The 18,804-nt window shown below is 70.6% G+C and carries 16 protein-coding genes; 10 read left to right on the top strand and 6 right to left on the bottom strand.

Annotated elements, in window-relative coordinates; all coding sequences use genetic code 11:
- The first annotated feature begins 50 nt into the window (after nt 1–50).
- On the top strand, nt 51–1,043 hold the full coding sequence (locus EDF63_RS10410) for an acyltransferase family protein (RefSeq protein ID WP_123312932.1): 993 nt from the start codon (nt 51–53) through the stop codon (nt 1,041–1,043).
- A 10-nt stretch (nt 1,044–1,053) separates the two neighbouring features.
- Here EDF63_RS10410 and EDF63_RS10405 read toward each other — a convergent pair whose 3' ends face one another.
- The 5 genes from EDF63_RS10405 to EDF63_RS18670 form a co-directional block, all read right to left on the bottom strand.
- On the bottom strand, nt 1,054–2,106 hold the full coding sequence (locus EDF63_RS10405; protein ID WP_123312931.1) for a glycosyltransferase: 1,053 nt from the start codon (nt 2,104–2,106) through the stop codon (nt 1,054–1,056).
- Nucleotides 2,107–2,147: 41 nt separating this feature from the next.
- On the bottom strand, nt 2,148–2,303 hold the full coding sequence (locus EDF63_RS18675; protein WP_185021369.1) for a hypothetical protein: 156 nt from the start codon (nt 2,301–2,303) through the stop codon (nt 2,148–2,150).
- 101 nt (nt 2,304–2,404) lie between these two features.
- The gene (locus EDF63_RS10400; protein WP_123312930.1) at nt 2,405–5,068 is read right to left on the bottom strand and encodes a glycosyltransferase; all 2,664 of its coding nucleotides are present in this window, start codon (nt 5,066–5,068) and stop codon (nt 2,405–2,407) included.
- Nucleotides 5,068–6,537, bottom strand: coding sequence for a glycosyltransferase family 2 protein (locus EDF63_RS10395; RefSeq protein ID WP_123312929.1), 1,470 nt, complete (start codon nt 6,535–6,537; stop codon nt 5,068–5,070). The genes EDF63_RS10400 and EDF63_RS10395 overlap by 1 nt, the downstream gene beginning before the upstream one ends.
- Nucleotides 6,534–7,910: a hypothetical protein gene (locus EDF63_RS18670; RefSeq protein ID WP_185021368.1), complete on the bottom strand. Its 1,377-nt coding sequence runs from the start codon at nt 7,908–7,910 to the stop codon at nt 6,534–6,536. The genes EDF63_RS10395 and EDF63_RS18670 overlap by 4 nt, the downstream gene beginning before the upstream one ends.
- A gap of 52 nt (nt 7,911–7,962) precedes the next feature.
- Here EDF63_RS18670 and hisD point away from each other — a divergent pair, with 52 nt between their 5' ends.
- The 3 genes from hisD to EDF63_RS10375 are packed head-to-tail and all read left to right on the top strand — an operon-like array spanning nt 7,963 to nt 10,899.
- Complete coding sequence (gene hisD / locus EDF63_RS10385; protein WP_123312928.1) at nt 7,963–9,270, top strand: histidinol dehydrogenase; 1,308 nt, start codon at nt 7,963–7,965, stop codon at nt 9,268–9,270.
- A gap of 13 nt (nt 9,271–9,283) precedes the next feature.
- The gene (gene nrdR, locus EDF63_RS10380; protein ID WP_123312927.1) at nt 9,284–9,826 is read left to right on the top strand and encodes a transcriptional regulator NrdR; all 543 of its coding nucleotides are present in this window, start codon (nt 9,284–9,286) and stop codon (nt 9,824–9,826) included.
- Nucleotides 9,827–9,831: 5 nt separating this feature from the next.
- A complete protein-coding gene (locus EDF63_RS10375) occupies nt 9,832–10,899 on the top strand; it encodes a quinone-dependent dihydroorotate dehydrogenase (RefSeq protein ID WP_395871853.1) in 1,068 nt (355 codons plus the stop codon).
- 521 nt (nt 10,900–11,420) lie between these two features.
- Here EDF63_RS10375 and EDF63_RS10370 read toward each other — a convergent pair.
- A complete protein-coding gene (locus tag EDF63_RS10370; protein ID WP_123312925.1) occupies nt 11,421–11,996 on the bottom strand; it encodes a DUF3043 domain-containing protein in 576 nt (191 codons plus the stop codon).
- A 53-nt stretch (nt 11,997–12,049) separates the two neighbouring features.
- Between EDF63_RS10370 and EDF63_RS10365 the strand changes: the two genes are divergently transcribed.
- The 6 genes from EDF63_RS10365 (at nt 12,050) to EDF63_RS10340 (ending at nt 18,803) form a co-directional block, all read left to right on the top strand.
- Nucleotides 12,050–13,495: a dipeptidase gene (locus tag EDF63_RS10365; RefSeq protein ID WP_123312924.1), complete on the top strand. Its 1,446-nt coding sequence runs from the start codon at nt 12,050–12,052 to the stop codon at nt 13,493–13,495.
- A gap of 58 nt (nt 13,496–13,553) precedes the next feature.
- Complete coding sequence (locus EDF63_RS10360; RefSeq protein ID WP_123312923.1) at nt 13,554–13,925, top strand: iron-sulfur cluster assembly accessory protein; 372 nt, start codon at nt 13,554–13,556, stop codon at nt 13,923–13,925.
- 267 nt (nt 13,926–14,192) lie between these two features.
- A complete protein-coding gene (gene coxB, locus EDF63_RS10355) occupies nt 14,193–15,095 on the top strand; it encodes a cytochrome c oxidase subunit II (RefSeq protein ID WP_111085770.1) in 903 nt (300 codons plus the stop codon).
- An 11-nt stretch (nt 15,096–15,106) separates the two neighbouring features.
- The gene (gene ctaD / locus EDF63_RS10350) at nt 15,107–16,843 is read left to right on the top strand and encodes a cytochrome c oxidase subunit I (protein WP_173168381.1); all 1,737 of its coding nucleotides are present in this window, start codon (nt 15,107–15,109) and stop codon (nt 16,841–16,843) included.
- Between the two features lie 4 nt (nt 16,844–16,847).
- Complete coding sequence (locus tag EDF63_RS10345) at nt 16,848–17,264, top strand: cytochrome c oxidase subunit 4 (RefSeq protein WP_123312922.1); 417 nt, start codon at nt 16,848–16,850, stop codon at nt 17,262–17,264.
- A 165-nt stretch (nt 17,265–17,429) separates the two neighbouring features.
- A complete protein-coding gene (locus EDF63_RS10340) occupies nt 17,430–18,803 on the top strand; it encodes a glucose-6-phosphate dehydrogenase (protein WP_123312921.1) in 1,374 nt (457 codons plus the stop codon).
- The last annotated feature ends 1 nt before the right edge of the window (nt 18,804 follow it).

Genomic DNA, 18,804 nt, shown 5'->3' with positions numbered 1-18,804 from the left:
CACCGACCTCACGCGGCTGGCCCTGCCCCGGTCGATCGGTACGATGAAGCATGCTCTCGACTCCGGCTGTCCCGGAACACCTCGCGACGCGCCGGAGCCGATCGGACCGTTCGGTCGCGGTCGACCTCGTCCGGGTGGTGGGCGTCGTCGCGATCGTCGCCGGGCACACTTGGGACCAGCGCCACTTCGCCCAGGCGGGCCTCTACACGTGGCACGTCCCGGTCTTCTTCGTCCTGACCGGGTACCTCTGGAAGCCGGGTCGATCCGCGAGCGACGAACTCGGTCGGCGTGCGCGAACCCTGTTGGTTCCGTACCTCAGCTGGCTCGTCCTCGTGACGCTGATCTGGTTCGGCTTCCGAGCTGCGCTGGGCGAGCCGCTGGACACCCGGACACTCACCCTGCTGCCCCTCGGTGGTGACTGGATCTCGAGGCCGTACTCGGCGTTCTGGTTCGTCACCTGCCTCTTCGTCGCCGCCGTGCTGATGCGGTGGCTGGAACGCGTCCACGCGGTCCTGCCCTGGTTCGTGGCGGGTGTGGGCATCGCCTGGTGCATCGGGGACCGCTTCGCGATCGCCCACATCCCGGAGTCGGCCGGTATGGCGATGCCAGCCCTTGCGTTCATGCTCGTCGGGATGCTCCTCCGTCGCTACCGCGACACGATCGAACGCCCGATCGTCACGGGGATGGTCCTGCTCGTCCCGTCGTGGTGGCTCGGCTGGTCGGGAGCTCTCGACACGCTCAACATGAAGGCCGGCAACCTCGGGACGCCGTTGCTCAGCGTGCTGATGGCGGCGGCGATCTCATGCGGCATGCTGCTGATTGCTGAGGGGACAGAACGCTGGATCCCGCGCTGGGGTCGGACCGTGGTCTTCGCCGTCGCCGCCTGCGCGATCCCGATGATCCTGACGCACACGCTGTCGCTGGCGATCACGGAGCGTCTCGGCTTCCCGTCGTCGAAGTGGACGTTCCTCATCGCGTACTTCGTGCCGCTCGTCGTCGCGCTCGCCCTGCGGGCGAGCCCGGCGAAGCGCTTCCTGTTCTGAGTCCGCGCCACTACTCCTGGACGGCGTCGAGCAACTCCGCGTAGCGCCGCGACAACGCGAACGGCGCCAGCCGGCGGCTGAACTCCGCGGTCTCGGCAGCACCCAGGGCAGGCGCGGCCAGCACAACACGGAAGGACTCCACGGGGGCGCTCGCGTCGAACCACCTGATCCACCCCTCGTCGCCGAACTCGGCACGCAGGTGCGGCTCGTCCGGCAGGACCGACGGCACGCCGAACGATGCGGCGAGGTGCAGGACCCCCGAGTTGAGCACCCGCCGGTAGGGGAACACCGCGGTGTCCGCCGCCCGGAACCACAGCTGGACGTCGATGTCCTCGACCTGGTCGTGCTCGCGGACCGCACGCACGTCGTCGCCGAGCAGCCGGTCGATCTCCTCGCGGTCGTCGGGCGTGGTCCGGCCGGCCAGCAGGAGCACGGGGCGCTTGGACGGCTCCGTCTGACGCACGGCCTCGACTAGGACGTCGATGCCCTTGTAGGGGCGCATCTGGCCGAAGGCGAGGACGGCGTGGTCGCGGTCCGTGAGTCCGAGCGAGGCACGCGCTTCCTCGCGCGACACCGAGTCCGGGTACACGCCCTGGTAGCTCGGGTGCGGGAGGTGTACGACCTTTGCCGGGTCGAGCTCGTAGTACGAGGACACGGCCGTGGGCGTGTCCCTGTTCATCACGTGGACGACGTCTGCGGCGCCGGCCAGGTAGCGGTTCAGTTCGAGTTCGAGCTCGAGGTGCCGCGCATCGTGGGGGAGGACGTTGTGGATCGTCCAGACGAGCCGAGCTCCGCGTGTGCGCGCCGCGTCGACGGCGGTGCGGAAACGATCGAGACGAACCCGCGCTTCCTCGAGGTCGTCGTCGTTCCGTTGCACGATCGGGGATGTCCAGTGCATGTGGAAGACGTCACCGGTACCGAGCCGACCGAGGTGCTGCTCGAGCTGCTCCAGACGCAGGCTCTCGAGGACGTTCCAGCCACGTGCCCGCGGGGCCAGCAGCATCAGGTTGAGGTACGGGTTGTCGCGGTAGGCAGGGAAAACCGCGAGGAGGCGATCGGGCACCGACCGATCCTACGGGGACTCGGCCGGAGAGCGGGGTGGCGTCAGTCGAGCGTCGCGACGATGTACTCGGCCTCGTGCAGGACCGAGCAGAACGCCTGGCCCTCGTGGTCGAGCGCATCGCGCTTCAGGATGACTGCACCGCACACCGCGCACTTGGTCGTGAAGGTCGACCGCACGACGTCTGAGATGAGCGACATGGGACCATGCTGCGCGCCGAAGGTGAACAACGGGGAGCGATCGCCTCGGAAGCGGGTGAACGAGCCCGATGAAACCGCCTTGGAGACGACGAAGGCTCGGGTCAGAGTGCCCGGACGACCCGCTCGGCTCCGGCATCCGCCGAAACCACCTCGGCGAAGTCCCCGTCGGCCACGACCTGTCCCGCCGCGAGCCACACGACGTTCCGTGCACCCGGCTGCGGCACGAACGACGGCACTCCCGTTCCCGAACCGCCAGCGACCAGCACCGTGACGTCGTCCAGTCCGCTCGACCCCCGGTACCAGGACGTCGGCAGGTCGACCTGCACGGAGTGACCGTCAGCCTCGAGCGCCGTCACGAGCGCGCTGACGTCCGCCACCCGGGTCCCGTCGTGCTTCACCGCGATTCGGAGACCGGCAGCGCCGGCAGCACCGGAAGCGCCGACAGCACCGGAAACGCCGGCAGCACCGGCAGCACCCGCCCAGTCCCGGACGACGATCGGCCGCGACGACCGCACCATCACGGCGTGCCCCTTCGGCAGCCCCGGCTCGACCCCGAGCCACCGCAGTCCGGCGGCCTCGTAGTGCCCTGCTGCGTCCGCCGCCGGGTACCGCCCACGCCAGCGCTCGTCGAACACGCGCCGGTTGTCCACGCGGGCGTCGTCACGACCGGGGGTGCGGCTCTCGTGGTGCACGACGACCGAGGACGGCACGACGGCGAAGGCCGAGCCGTCCGGTGACGCGGCGAGGGCCCGGAGGCACAGGTCGACGTCCTCGAGCCCGTTCGCGAACACCGGGTCGAACCCGTGCCAGCGGATCAGGTCGACGGCCCGGAACGCAGCGGCAGCAGCAGTGATCGCCCAGAAGCGGCGACCACCGGCAGCACCCAGCCGGGCGGCGTCGGTCCCGGCACCCGCCAACGCCCGCGAAGCGTCGTACCGCGGGTGGTCGCCGAGGAAGTGCCAGGGCAGCACCTTGTCCCCGCCGAACACCGTGCCCGCTGCCTGCACGACCCCGTCCGGGTACACGAGCAGCGGTTGCGCGCCGAGCACCGTCGGGTCGTCCAGCGCGGCGACGAGCGGCCGCAGCCATCCGGTCGTGACCTCGGTGTCGTTGTTGAGCATGACGACGGTGCCGCCGGTGGACCGGGCCAGGCCGAGGTCGCTGCCCAGCCCGAAGTTCCGGTTCCGGTCCTCGCGCTGCAGCAGGACCCGCGGTTCGTCGCCGAACCAGGCTCCGAGCACGGCGGACACCGAGCGGGGGGACCCGTTGTCGATCAGGACGACCTCGACCCGGTCGCCTTCGTGGTCTGCGGCGTGCAGCACGGCGTCCACGGCGCGCCGGGTCATCGTCCAGTCGCGGAACACCGGCACGACGACGGAGACCAGCTCGGCGTCGCGCGCCGGTACGGCGTCGGCGAGGGCGTCCCAGTCGATGCGGTGGCGGGCGAGGGCGACCTCCTGCCACGACGCGGGCTGCGCGGAGGAGAGCCGTCGGGGGTCGCGGATGTTGTCGTAGTCGACACCGATGACGGGCACGTACGCGGGCACGCCGGAGCGCTTCCCGATGCGCAGCAGCCACTCCCAGTCGATCCAGCGCCGCAGGGTCTCGTCGAACGGCCCGGCGGCGGCGGCGACGTCGCGACGGACGACGAGCGCGTTCAGGTCGATGAAGTTGCCGGCGAGCAGGTCGTCGAGCGTGCCGTCCTCGCCGCGGTACGTCTCGGCGGGCGCGGTGGAGTCGTCGGCGTTGTTCGCGCCGATCATCCGGACGCCGGTGTGCACGCCGGGGCCGTCCGTCTCGAGCAGCCCGGCGAGTGCGGCGGACAGGTGCTCGGGCCGCCAGGTGTTGTCGGCGTCGAGGAACGCGACGAAGTCGCCGCGGACGGCCGCGAGTCCGGTGTTGCGTGCGGCTCCGGCCCCGCCGTTCTCCCGCTCGACCAGACGGACGCGCGGCTCGTCGGCGGCGATGCGCCGCACGACGTCGGCGGTCTCGTCGCCGGATCCGTCGTCGACGACGAGGAGCTCCCAGTTCGCGTGCTGCTGCGCGCGTACCGAGGCGATCGCCGCGCCGACCACGTCGGCACGCCGGTACACCGGCATCACGACCGACACGAGCGGTTGCTCCGCGTCACGCCGTGCGACCCCGCGCGGGTACCGGGCGAGTGCCTCGGTGACGTCGGGTCCGTCCCACGTGGCCCGGTAGCGACGCCGGGTGCGGTGCTGCGCGTCGGCGAAGGCGCGGGCAGCGGAGACGGCTGCGTCGCGTGCGGCGCCCCAGGTGGGTGCGTGGCCACGGCGACCGGGAGGCACGGGGAGCGTGGTCGCGTCGGTCGCGTTCCGCAGGAAGTCACGGAGCGCATCGAGCGTCGACGCCGGGCGGTCGGCTTCCGGCACCGAGGCGGCGTACACGCCGGCGTCGAAGAGCGGTCCGGTCTGGAAGAGCTCCGGGCCCTCCTGGTGGAGGGCGTCGTACCAGGACATCGCGGGGACGGGCTGGTGCTCGCGCATCCACTCGTGCTCGATGAGCGGGTGCAGCGAGAGCCCCCGCTGCCCGTCGTTGTGCACGTAGAAGGCGATGGCCTCGGCGTCGCTGTCGAACGTCCGTCCGGTCTGCGCTTCGAGGTACGCGCGGTCGAGGACACCGAACTCGGCGATCCGCCGGGCCCAACGGTCGAGCCGGTCCGTGACGGTCAACGGCTTCTCGGGGCCACGGAACGGACGCGCCAGGCGTCGCGCGACGCGGCCGAGGCCCTTCGCCTCGGCCATCAGCGGCGACCCGGCAGGCGTGCGGCGACCTTGGCGATCGCCTGGCCGGTGCGGAACGAGCGGCTCGCGCGCAGGTCGTCGAGCTCGCGGCGGAGCCGGGTGACCTCGTCGGAGGCGTTCGCCGCCGCGAACTCGGCGGCGGTGAGGTCGAGGGGGAGGAGCGCTGCCCAGCGGCCCTCGAGGGCCTCGGAGCGCGACGCGAGCGGCGCGGTCAGGCGACGGTCGAGCTGCTCGCGCGCCGCGACGAGTCCGCCGCGGGTCGTGGCGACGACGTGCGGGTCCAGCAGGACGGTGACCTGGTCGGCTCCGGCCCGGTGCGCTCGTGACGACCACGGTGTCGAGGTCGGCTCGGTCCGGACGACGACGAGCTCGAGCGACCGCCGGTTGGCGGCGACGACCTCGGCGGGCGTGGGGTCCACGAGGACGGTGACGGTGACGAGGTCGTCCGGGTTCGGGGCGTCGGAGGTGACCGTCCACCCGCCGGGGGCCGACGTGCCGGGGGCGAGCCGGGCCTCCAGGTCGAAGCCGTCCGCGAAGGCCCCGTCGATCTCGCGGACCAGGCCACCGGCGTCCGCGACGTGCCGCAGGTCGACGGCGAGGCGGGGCGGGGGACCCGCGGGCACCAGGGCGTCGGCGAATCGCTCCGTCGCCGTCGAGCCGTGCCGCTGGTAGGCGGCGACGGCGTCCGGCAGGAACGGGTAGCGGCGCTCGAGTTCGCGCTGGTGCGCAGCACGGAGGGCGTTGCGGTTGCCCGAGAAGCTCTTGCCGCCGGCGTGCAGCACCAGCGCGCGGTTGGCGATCCGCGACGTCCAGCCGTGCTCGGCGAGGCGCAGGCAGTAGTCGTTCTCCTCGCCGTACCCGGGGGCGAAGGCGTCGTCGAACAGCCCGTGCTCCGCGATCAGTTCGCGGCGGGTGAGGAAGCAGAAGCCCATCGCGACCGGCAGGACCTGCGAGACCGGCAGGAGCGGGGCGACCGCGCCCCAGACTGCTCGCGTGCGCTCCTCGGTGCGTGCGGCGCCGCGGTTCGTCAGTCGGTAGGGGATGCTCGCGATCGTGGCGTTGTCACTGCGCGCCGTGACGACGCCGGTGCGGTCCTCGTCGAGCACGTCGAGCATGGCGTCCAGGAAGCCCGCGGTGGGGACGGCGTCGCTGTTGAGCAGCAGGACTGCCTCGCCGGCGTCGTCGGTGCCGTCGGTGTCGTCGGAGCCGCGGTCGAGTTCGAGGACGGCGCGGTTGCAGGTGCCCACGAACCCGAGGTTGTGGTCGTTGCGCTCGTACCGGAACCCGGGGCGGCCGTCGATCCGCTCGAGCAGGGCGCGCTCGATCGCGTCGGCGTCGGGACCGCAGTCGTTGACGAGCAGCACCCGGTGCACGGACGTGTCGAGGTGCTCGACGAGCCCGTCCACGCAGCGCAGCAGGGACTCGAGGTCCCCGTAGACGGGGACGACGACGAGGGTGGTGCGGGTCATCGGGTGGACTCCTCGTGGTGGTGCTGGCCGTCGTGCTCGATCGCGGTGGCGAGTGCGTCGACTGCTGCGTCGAGCGGACCGCCGAGCGCGTGCTCGGCGAGCGGGGCGAAGCCGGTGGGGCCCTCGGCCGCGGCGCGGCGGACGGCGTCGGCCACGGCCAGGCCGAGCGACCGGGCGTCGGCGGGGACCGCTGCCAGGTTGGGGTGCAGGTGCTCCCGGGTGCCGCGGAACTCGTTCGTGACCACGCGGGCACCGGAGATCGCGCCGTCGAACGGCGGGTGGCTCGGGTGCGGACTGTGCTGCAGCGAGAGCACGACGTTGGTCGAGGCGATGAAGCGGAAGTAGTCGTCCCACGGCATCGTGCCGTGGCTCACGAGCTTGACGTCGCCGCGCCCGCCGTCGAGCTCGACGTCGCCGTGCTGCTCGCCGGCCGAGTGGAACTCCACCCGGATGCCGTCGGCCGCGAGCTCCTGCACCGCGACACGCAGGGCGGCGACCCCGAGCCGGAACAGGTTGCGGTGCTTGCTCGGGCGTCCGTAGAACAGCACCCGGACCACGTCCTCGTGCTGCCGGGCCGCCGCGACGCGCTCGAGCAGCTCGACGTCGAGGTGCGGTGCGAAGGTGCGCTCCGGCGGCACGTCCAGGTCCTCGACGTCGGCGAGGTACTTCCGCAGGGGTTCCGAGTTGACGAGCATGCGGAAGCCGGCGCGGTAGGTCGACGCGGCCACGGCGTACTCGGTCGACCACGGGCTGAAGCCGGGCTCGTAGTCCTGCACCAGGTACGCCACCCGGTCGTGGGGGACGACCCCGGCGGTGACGGCGACGTCGAGCGGGTGCGCGGTCTTCCAGTGCGTGGCGATCCAGACGTCGTCGCGGCCGAACTCGGTGTCCAGGACGTCCTCGCGACGGACCACGCGGACGCCCGGGCGGCCGTCGACCCGCGACGCCGGGAACCGGTCCGCCACGAGCGCCTCGGCCGCGGCGGCACTGTTGCCCGGCGTCGTCCAGCGGACCATGACCACCCGGACCGACCGGCCCAGTCGCGCACCGAGGGCGAGCGCGACGGCCAACGCCGTCTGGACACCCGCGAACGCCGCGCCCTCGCGGAGCTCGTCCACCACGAGCACCACCTCGGGCTCGCGGTCAACGGTCCGGATGCCCGCCAGGGCGAGGCTCGTCTCGACCAGCCCCTCGAACGGACGGGCGGCCAGCGGTGCTCGGTCGCGCTCGCGCCGGGCCACACCGACGTCCACGCGGGACACCGTCCGCCCCAGCCGCTCGCGGACGTCGTTGCGGTAGTGGCCGTCCCGCGCGTACCGCTCGTTCACCCGGACGAGGTCGCTGACGAGGCGCCGTGCCTTCTCGAAGTTCATCGACCCTCACGTTACTGGGCGTGGGGGTGCACCTCGGTAGGCTTGTCTCCTGATGATGCAGCGAATCGACCTCCGTGGTGGCCTGCCCGCCCGTGCCGAACTCCTCCGACTCATGCCGCGCGCCGTGGGCGACGTCTCGCACGCGGTCGACGCCGCCCGCGAGCTCGTCGAGGACGTCCGACACCGCGGAGCGGACGCGCTGCACGACCAGGCCGAACGCTTCGACGGCGGCGCCCCGGCGAACGTCCGGGTGCCGGTCGCCGAGATCGCGGCAGCCGTCGCCGGGCTGACACCCGAACTACGGGAAGCGCTCGACGAAGCCATCCGTCGCGTCCGTGCCGCCAGCGCCGCGCAGGTCCCCGCCGGCTCCGTCACCACGCTCGCCGACGGCGCCGAGGTGCACCAGCGCTGGCAGCCGATGCGCCGCGTCGGGCTCTACGTGCCCGGCGGCAAAGCCGTCTACCCGTCGAGCGTCGTCATGAACGTCGTCCCCGCGCAGGTCGCCGGTGTGCGTTCGATCGCGCTCGTTTCCCCGCCGCAGCGCGACCACGGCGGTGCGGTCCACCCGACCATCCTGGCCGCGGCCGGGCTGCTCGGCATCGACGAGGTCTACGCGATGGGCGGCGCCGGAGCCGTCGGCGCGCTGGCGTACGGCGTCGCCGAGATCGACCTCGAGCCCGTCGACCTGGTCACCGGTCCGGGCAACAACTACGTGGCCGCGGCGAAGCGCCTGGTTCGCGGGGTCGTCGGCATCGACGCCGAGGCCGGCGCCACCGAGATCCTCGTGATCGCCGACGAGACCGCCGACCCCGGGTTCGTCGCCGCCGACCTCATCAGCCAGGCCGAGCACGACGAGCAGGCCGGCAGCGTGCTGGTGACGACGTCGGCGACGTTCGCCGATGCGGTGGAAGCCGCCATCCCGGAGCGCACGGCGGTGCTCGGGACGGCTGCGCGCCTCCAGACCGCCCTGGACGGACCGCAGTCCGCGATCGTGCTGGTGGACTCGCTCACCGACGCCGCGACCGTGAGCAACGCGTACGGACCGGAGCACCTGGAGATCCAGACCGCCGACGACGACGCGGTGCTCGCCGACATCGACGCGGCCGGAGCGGTGTTCGTCGGACCGAGCACGCCCGTCAGCCTGGGGGACTACCTGGCCGGCTCGAACCACGTGCTGCCGACCGGTGGTCAGGCGCGCTTCGGGTCCGGCCTGTCCGCGTCCACGTTCATGCGGCCGCAGCAGGTCATCCGCTACTCGGCGTCGGCGCTCGACGGGGTCGCCGCGCACATCGTCGCCCTGTCGACCGAGGAGCAGCTCCCCGCGCACGGTGCCGCCGTGACGGAGCGCACGAACCGATAGCCTGGGCGACGACATGTTCTGCCCCTTCTGCCGCCACCCGGACTCCCGCGTCGTCGACTCACGGACGAGCGACGACGGAACCTCCATCCGCCGCCGTCGACAGTGCCCGAACTGCGGACGACGCTTCTCGACCACCGAGACCGCGTCGCTCAACGTCGTCAAGCGCAACGGCGTCACCGAACCCTTCAGCCGCGACAAGATCGTCTCCGGCGTCCGCAAGGCCTGCCAGGGGCGCCCGGTCACCGACGGCGACCTGGCCGTGCTCGCGCAGCGCGTCGAGGAGACCGTGCGGTCGTCCGGCTCGAGCCAGATCGACGCCAACGACATCGGGCTCGCGATCCTCGCGCCGCTCCGGGAGCTCGACGAGGTCGCCTACCTGCGGTTCGCCAGCGTCTACCAGGCGTTCGACTCGCTCGAGGACTTCGAGGACGCCATCGGCCAGCTCCGCCGCGACCACCACGCTGCGGGCGCGTCGGCGGGTGCCGCCGGTTCGGCTGCGGGGGCTGCCGGTTCGCCTGCGGGTGCCGCCGGCTCGTCGGCCGGTGCCGGCGCGTGAGCGGCATCGCGGAAGGCCTGGTCCGCTCCGGGTACGCCGTCGTCTTCCGGTCGGTCTTCGCCAAGATGGACCCCGAGCGGGCGCACCACCTGGCGTTCGCCGTCATCAAGGCCCTGCCGCACGTGCCGTTCGTGGGCGGTCTGGTCGAGCGCTACTCCCGGCCCTCGGCGGCCGACGGCATCACGACGATGGGCATCCACTTCCCGTCCCGCTTCGGCCTCGCCGCCGGGTTCGACAAGGACGCCCGCGGCATCGGCGGCCTCGGCCTGCTCGGCTTCGGGCACGTCGAGGTCGGCACGATCACCGCGAAGCCCCAGCCGGGCAACGAGCGTCCGCGCCTGTTCCGGCTCATCGAGGACCGCGCGCTCATCAACCGGATGGGCTTCAACAACCACGGCGCCGGCGCTGCGGCCCGACGCCTCGAGCGCGCCCGCCGCAACCCGGGCCGGCCCGTCATCGGCGTGAACATCGGCAAGAGCCGCGTCGTCGCCGTCGAGGACGCCATCGACGACTACCTGGAGTCGACGCGTCGCCTCGCGCCGTTCGCCGACTACCTGGCCGTCAACGTCAGCTCCCCGAACACGCCCGGCCTGCGCGGCCTGCAGGAACTCGACCAGCTCCGCCCGCTGCTGTCCGCCGTCCGTGACGCCGCCGGTGACACGCCCGTGCTGGTGAAGATCGCGCCGGACCTGACCGACGAGCAGGTCGACGCCATCGCCGATCTCGCGGTGTCGCTCGGGCTGTCCGGCATCATCGCCAACAACACGACGATCTCCCGATCAGGACTCACTGCGGATCCTGCCGACGTCGAGGCCATGGGTGCCGGCGGACTCTCCGGCGCGCCCGTCGCAGCGCGTTCGCTCGAGGTGCTGCGTCGCGTCCGTGCCGCGGTGCCGGCCGAGTTCTGCGTCATCGCCGTCGGCGGTGTGACGACCGAGCAGGACGTGCAGGACCGCATCGACGCCGGGGCCACCCTGGTGCAGGGCTACACGGCGTTCCTCTACGAGGGGCCGAGCTGGGCCACCCGCATCAACCGCTTGCGCCGCAAGCGGCTGCGTCGCGCCGCCCGCTGAGCGCGGTGGCGCGGGCGTGCCCGCCCGCCCGACTCCGTCGCCCCGACTCTGCCGCCCCGACTCCGACGTCCCTCCAGGTTCCGAAATCTCGGCATCTCGCGGCCCGTAGCGGCCGTTCGTGGAACCTCGACGACACGCACGCGGCGAGTCGCGGAACCTCGTCGACCACCCCTGGGACGGGAGGCACGGTGCGACCCCGCCCCGTGCCTCCCGTCCGCCGGTGCGTCGCCACGCCCGGATGCGGCCAGCGAGGTTCCGAGATTTCAGAACCTCGCCGCGCCAGCGGGGCAGCTGTGGAACCTCGGTGGCACGCACGCGGCGGGTCGTGGAACCTCGGTGGCACGCACGCGGCGGGTCGTGGAACCTCGGTGGCACGCACGCGGCGGGTCGTGGAACCTCGGCGGCACGCATGCGGCGAGTCGCGGGGCCCGGGCCCCGAATCCCAACCCGAGCCGCGCGCTCCGGAACGACGAAGCGCCGCCCGGCGAGGCCGGACGGCGCTTCGGACAGCGGCGCTGGTGTCAGAGGGCGGGGTACTGCCCGCGCTTGACCTGGGGCTTCGGCAGGCGCAGGAACCGCAGCTGCCACGCCCGAGTCAGGATGTACAGGAACGTGCCGCGCTGCATCTCGCCGAACTTGGTGGTGAGCTTGCGGCGCATCGAGAGCCAGAGCACCACGCAGTCGAGCACGAACAGGGCCACGAACGCCCAGACGAGCAGGAGCGAGTACGACGCGATCGCGGTCTGCGAAGCGGCGAACCCGACGATCAGGAACAGCACGAGCACGGGCATCATGATCTCGCCGACGTTCCAGCGCGCGTCGATCCAGTTGCGGACGAAGCGACGCTGCTCACCGCGGTCCTTCGCCGGCAGGTAGCGCTCCTCGCCGTTGGCCATGCCGACCCGGGCACGCTCGCGCTCGGAGTTGAGACGCGCGCGGGCGGCCTTCTTGTCGACCGGCGTGTTGCCGACGAGGGGACGGCGGTTCGCGGCTTCGCGCTCACGGCGGGACGGCGTCGGGCGGCCCTTGCCCTGCTCGAGGAGTTCTTCCTCGGTCGGGTTGACGGTCGTGTTGGTCTTGGGGGCTGCCTTCGCCACGGTGCGTTCCTAACGGCGTTGTGCGTGCGGGATCGTCCTCTAGATTACCGGGCATGACCGACACCGCACAGCCCAGCTCCGCGACCGACCCCGCGCTCCTCGACGCCCTGCGCGAACAGGTACAGGGTGCACTGCCCACGACGATCGCCGATCTGTCCGCCCTGGTGCGGATCCCGTCGGTGTCGTGGTCGGCGTTCGACCCGGCGAACGTGCGGGCGAGCGCCGAGGCCGTGGCGGACCTGGCGCGGTCAACCGGCGTGTTCGGCGCCGACGACGTGCGGATCGTGCGGTCGGCCGTCGATGGGGACACGGCCGACGCCGAGACCTCCGGCGCTGAGCTCGGCCAGCCCGCGGTGCTCGCCGTCCGCCCGGCCCGGAACGGCAAGCCGACCGTGATGCTCTACGCCCACCACGACGTGCAGCCGCAGGGCGACGACGCATTGTGGGAGACCCCGCCGTTCGAGCCGACGCTCCGTGGTGACCGTCTGTACGGGCGCGGCGCCTCGGACGACAAGGCCGGCGTGATGACCCACATCGCGTCGCTGCGGGCGATCCACGCGCAGTTCGGTGACGACCTCGACCTCGGCGTCGTGCTGTTCGTCGAGGGCGAGGAGGAGTTCGGCTCCCGGTCCTTCCGCACCTTCCTGCGCGAGCAGAAGGAGCACCTGGCCGCCGACGTCATCGTGGTGGCCGACAGCGACAACTGGTCGGTGGACGTGCCGTCGATCACGGTCTCACTCCGTGGCAACGTCACGTTCAAGCTCACCCTGACGACCCTCGAGCACGCGAGCCACAGCGGCATGTTCGGGGGAGCGGCCCCGGACGCGATGATCCCGATGGTGAAGCTGCTCGCGTCGCTGCACGACGACGCCGGTTCCGTCGCGGTGGAGGGGCTCACCTCGTACGAGGCCGACGTCCCGTCGCGCACCGACGACGAGCTCGCCGTCGACGCGGCCCTCGTTGCGGGCGTCCGGCCGATCGGCACCGGCGAGGTCCTGTCCCGCATGTGGTTCCAGCCGTCGATCACCGTGACCGGCATGGACGTGCCGAGCGTCGCGAACGCCTCGAACACGCTGCTGCCGTCCGTCTCGGCCCGCGTCTCGGTCCGGGTCGCGCCCGGCCAGGACGCGCGCGAGGCGTACGCCGCCGTCGAACGGCACCTGCGGGCACACGTGCCCTTCGGCGCCCGCATGGAGATCACCGAACCGGACAGCGGCGACGGCTTCCTCGTCGACACGGCCGGTTGGGCCGTCCAGGAGGCACGCACGGCCATGCGCGAGGGCTGGGGTGCCGAGGCGGTCGAGCAGGGCATCGGCGGCTCGATCCCGTTCGTCTCGGACCTCGCCGCGGAGTTCCCGGAGGCCCAGATCCTGGTCACCGGGGTCGAGGACCCGGACACCCGGGCGCACAGCCCGAACGAGTCGCAGCACCTCGGCGTCCTGCACCGGGCCATCGCGTCCGAGGCGATCCTGCTCGCCCGGCTCGCGACGCGCAGCTGACGGTGCTTACAATCGACGCCAGGCGCGGTGAACCGCACCGCCCGGAGGGAGACGCGCGATGAGCGACACCATCACCACCGACGCACCGGCGACCGAGGCAGCCTCGCACGGCGTCCTCCTGAGCGACGCCGCGGCCGGCAAGGTGGCGAGTCTCCTCGAGCAGGAGGGCCGCGACGACCTTCGCCTGCGCCTCGCCGTCCAGCCCGGGGGCTGCTCGGGCCTGATCTACCAGCTGTACTTCGACGAGCGCCTGCTCGACGGTGACGTCACCGCCGAGTTCGACGGGGTCGAGGTCGTCGTCGACAAGATGAGCGTCCCGTACCTCGACGGCGCGACGATCGACTTCGAGGACACCATCCAGAAGCAGGGCTTCACGATCGACAACCCCAACGCGCAGGGCAGCTGCGCGTGCGGTGACAGCTTCCACTGATCACCAGCCGATCCGACACGCGAGCGGGGAGCGACCGACACGGTCGCTCCCCGCTCGCGTTCGTCGGTGCACCTGGTCGCAGCGTGACCGGGGAAAACGGCCGGTCAGGAGTGCGGATCGCGGCGATGAGCGTGTCGGGTGTGCACGAGCGGTGGCGAGCTGCGAGTAAGCTAGGAGTGTTCCAATCAAGCTGGGAGCCAGCCAAGTGTCGCCTTCGTGCGGCTCGGCGGGTTAGGCTCCGAGCTCACGTCTTTGCGAGAGGTAACAGTGCGTTCGAATCGCCGTATACGTTGGGCGGCCGTCCCGGTGGCCGTCGGTCTGGTCATCGCACTGGCTGGCTGCACGCAGCAGCAGATGAACGGATGGCTCCCCGGCACGGAGGAGACGAAGGACGTCACCAACCACACGAGCCGCATCGTCGGCCTGTGGACCACCAGCTGGGTGGTGCTCCTCGCCGTCGGTCTCATCGTCTGGGGCCTGATCATCTGGGCCGCCATCGTGTACCGCCGCCGGAAGGGCCAGACCGGCCTGCCCGTGCAGATGCGCTACAACATGCCGCTCGAGATCTTCTACACGATCGTGCCGCTCATCCTGGTGCTCGGCTTCTTCGCCTTCACCGCGAAGGACCAGGCCGCGATCGAGAAGCCGTTCGACGACCCAGACGCCACCGTGCACGTGTACGGCAAGCGCTGGGCGTGGGACTTCAACTACATCAACAAGGACAACCCCGAGGACAGCGTCTACTACCAGGGCATCCAGGCCCAGGAAGAAGAGAACGCCAAGGGCGCCATCGACGAGTCGCAGCTGCCGACCCTCTACCTGCCGCAGGGCAAGAAGGTCGCGATCGAGCTCTCCTCGCGCGACGTCGACCACTCCTTCTGGATCATCGACTTCCTGTACAAGAAGGACATGCTCCCCGGCAAGACGAACTGGGAGTACTTCATCCCGGAGAAGCTCGGGACGTACCAGGGCAAGTGCGCGGAGCTCTGCGGTGAGTACCACTCGCTCATGCTCTTCCAGGTGAAGGTCGTCACGCCGGCGCAGTACCAGGACTACCTCGACACCCTGAAGGACCAGGGCAAGGTCGGGCTCCTCGGCGACGAGTACAACACCAACACGAACGAACCGAACAACAAGGCGCCGGTCGAGGCGTCCAGCGAGAACAAGTAGGGGCTCGTCAGATGACAACGTCTTTCGTCGGCCAACCGACCCAGACTGCTTCGCCGGACTTCCAGGCGTCGAAGGTGGGCCGGAAGGGCAACATCATCGTCCGGTGGATCACCTCCACCGACCACAAGACCATCGGGTACATGTACCTGATCGCGTCGTTCGTCTTCTTCCTGCTCGCAGGTGTGATGGCCCTGGTCATCCGCGCCCAGCTGTTCGAGCCCGGCCTGCACGTGGTCGCGACGAAGGAGCAGTACAACCAGCTCTTCACGATGCACGGCACGATCATGCTGCTGATGTTCGCGACGCCGCTGTTCTCGGGCTTCGCGAACGCGATCATGCCGCTCCAGATCGGTGCTCCCGACGTCGCCTTCCCGCGACTCAACGGCTTCGCGTTCTGGCTCTACCTGTTCGGCTCGCTCATCGCGGTCGGTGGCTTCCTCACCCCGCAGGGTGCGGCCTCGTTCGGGTGGTTCGCCTACGCGCCACTGAGTGACACGACGTTCACACCAGGGCTCGGCGGCACACTCTGGGTCTTCGGACTCGGCATGACGGGCTTCTCGACGATCCTCGGCGCGGTGAACTTCATCACCACCATCATCACGATGCGCGCCCCGGGTCTGACCATGTTCCGCATGTCGATCTTCACGTGGAACACCCTCGTGACGGCCCTGCTCGTGCTGATGGCGTTCCCGGTGCTCGCCACCGCGCTGTTCGGCCTCGGCCTCGACCGCGTGTTCGACGCACAGATCTTCAACCCGGCCAACGGCGGAGCCCTGCTCTGGCAGCACCTGTTCTGGTTCTTCGGGCACCCCGAGGTGTATATCATCGCGTTGCCGTTCTTCGGCATCGTGTCCGAGGTCTTCCCGGTCTTCAGCCGCAAGCCGATCTTCGGGTACAAGACCCTCGTCTACGCGACCATCGCGATCGCGGCCCTGTCGGTCACGGTCTGGGCGCACCACATGTACGTCACCGGTGGCGTCCTGCTGCCCTGGTTCTCGCTCATGACGATGCTCATCGCGGTCCCGACCGGCGTGAAGATCTTCAACTGGGTCGGCACGATGTGGCGCGGTTCGGTGACCTTCGAGACCCCGCTGCTGTGGGCCGTCGGCTTCCTCATCACGTTCACGTTCGGTGGTCTGACCGGTGTGATCCTGGCGTCGCCGCCGCTCGACTTCCACGTGTCCGACTCGTACTTCGTCGTCGCGCACTTCCACTACGTGGTCTTCGGGACCGTCGTCTTCGCGATGTTCTCCGGCTTCTACTTCTGGTGGCCGAAGTGGACGGGCAAGATGCTCAACGAGCGCCTCGGCAAGATCCACTTCTGGCTGCTGTTCATCGGGTTCCACACCACGTTCCTCATCCAGCACTGGCTGGGCGTCATCGGTATGCCGCGTCGTTACGCGACCTACCTGCCGAACGACGGTTTCACCTGGATGAACCAGCTGTCGACGATCGGCTCGATGATCCTCGCGATCTCGTTCCTGCCGTTCATCTTCAACGTCTACGTGACGGCCCGGAACGCACCGAAGGTCGCCGTGAACGACCCGTGGGGCTACGGCCGCTCGCTCGAGTGGGCCACCAGCTGCCCGCCGCCCCGCCACAACTTCACGTCGATCCCGCGGATCCGTTCCGAGTCCCCGGCCTTCGACCTGAACCACCCCGAGGCAGGTGTGCCGATCGGTGTCGGCCCCGCGAAGGACGCCCCGGATGCCCCGACCTACGACGCCGCGAAGGGCGAGGTGAAGTAAGCCGATGCGCGCGAACACCAACCTGTTCTGGATCCTCTTCGGGTTCTTCATCCTCGCGGACGCCGCGTACACGATCTGGGCGCTGCTCTACTACGGGCGCCCGGAGTGGGTCGGCACCGTTGCGATCGGCCTGACCGGCATCATGTCGGCGTTCATCGCCTTCTACCTCGGCAAGGTCATGGCGTCCCAGGGCGGCGTGCTGCCCGAGGACCGCCCCGACGCCAACATCGAGGACGGCGACGCCGAGCTCGGGCACTTCAGCCCCTGGTCGTGGTGGCCGATCCTGCTGGCAGCAGCGGTCGCCGTCTGCTTCCTCGGCGTCGCAGCCGGGCTGTGGATCGTCCCGATCGGCCTCGCCCTGGTGGCGGTCACCCTGGTCGGCTGGGTCTACGAGTACTACCGCGGCAACTTCGGGCACTGACCTGACGCTGCAACGCACCTGACACTTCGGGCGGCACCACATCCGGTGCCGCCCGAAGTGCGTCCAGGCGCCCCACGAACTCCGGTCCCCGATCCGGAACAAACGGGCCCGCCCGCGGCTTGACTGGAGCGGACCTCCCCACCACAGCGAAAGGAGTCACCTCAGGTGACCGACAAGCGCACCCTCATCATCTTCGGCGCGACGGGCGACCTCGCCTCCCGCCTGCTGCTGCCGGGCCTCGGCACGTTCCTGCAGAGCGGTCGAGCGGTTCCCGTCCAGCTCATCGGCACGGGCCGCAGCGCCCGCAGCGAGGAGCAGTGGAAGGACATCGTCACGAAGTCCTTCGCGTCGCAGGACGTCAAGGGACCCGAGGTCGACGCGACGCTCGCGTCGACCCAGTTCATCCAGGGCGACCCCACCGACCCAGAGCACCTCAAGGCCCTGCTGGACGCGGCCGAGGCCGAGCCGATCCTGTACTTCGCCCTGCCGCCGCAGATCGCCTCCGACATCTGCGAGGCGCTCGAGCACGTGGAGCTCCCCGCGGGTACCACGCTGGCCTTCGAGAAGCCGTTCGGCACCGACGTCGCGAGTGCCAGGGCCCTCAACGAGACGGTGCTGAAGCTCGTCCCCGAAGAGCGCGTGCACCGCACCGACCACTTCCTCGGACGCACCACGGTCCTCAACATCATCGGTCTGCGCTTCGCGAACCGCCTGTTCGAGCCGATCTGGAACGCCGACAACATCGAGAAGGTCGACGTCTTCTACGACGAGACCCTCGGTCTCGAGAACCGCGCCCAGTACTACGACGAGGCCGGCGCGATGGTCGACATGATCCAGTCGCACCTCCTGCAGATCCTCGGCATCGTGACGATGGACGCCCCGGCGGACATCGATTCGGTCGAGTTCCGCTCGTCCCTGGCCCGGGTGCTCCGTTCGACCGAGCTCAAGGGCGGCGACCCGAAGATCGCGTCGCGTCGCGCCGTCTACACGGCCGGCACGATCGACGGCAAGGAACTGCCGTCGTACCAGGACGAGGACGGCGTCGACAAGTCGCGGAGCACCGAGACGCTCGCCGAGATCTCGGTCGAGGTCGACACCGCCCGTTGGAAGGGCGTTCCGTTCACGTTGCGGTCCGGCAAGGCACTCGGCAACAGCCGGAAAGAGGTGCTGATCACCTTCAAGCCGGTGACCCGCCTGCCCTCCGGCCTGAGCGGTCGCCCGAAGGCGGACACGCTCCGCATCGTCCTGAACCCGGACGAGATCGAGCTGACCGTGTCGGCCAACGGCGGTGGCAACCCGTTCGAGATGGGCCAGGTCACCCTGTCGTCGTCGTTCAGCGACGGCGAGCTGACCCCCTACGGTGAGGTCCTGAACGGCATCTTCCACGACGACCCGCTGCTCTCGATCCGCGGCGACGTGGCCGAGCGCTGCTGGGAGATCGTCGAGCCGGTCGTCAAGGCATGGAAGGCCGACGAGGTCCCGCTCGAGGAGTACCGCGCGGGTTCGCGCGGCCCGGCGGACTGGGAGTCGTCGTCCTGAC

It is taken from the genome of Curtobacterium sp. JUb34 (assembly GCF_003755065.1).
In the GTDB taxonomy this organism is placed as follows: domain Bacteria; phylum Actinomycetota; class Actinomycetes; order Actinomycetales; family Microbacteriaceae; genus Curtobacterium.
The sequence above is the reverse complement of the archived record's forward strand: the minus strand, read 5'-3'. Positions and strand labels throughout refer to the sequence as shown.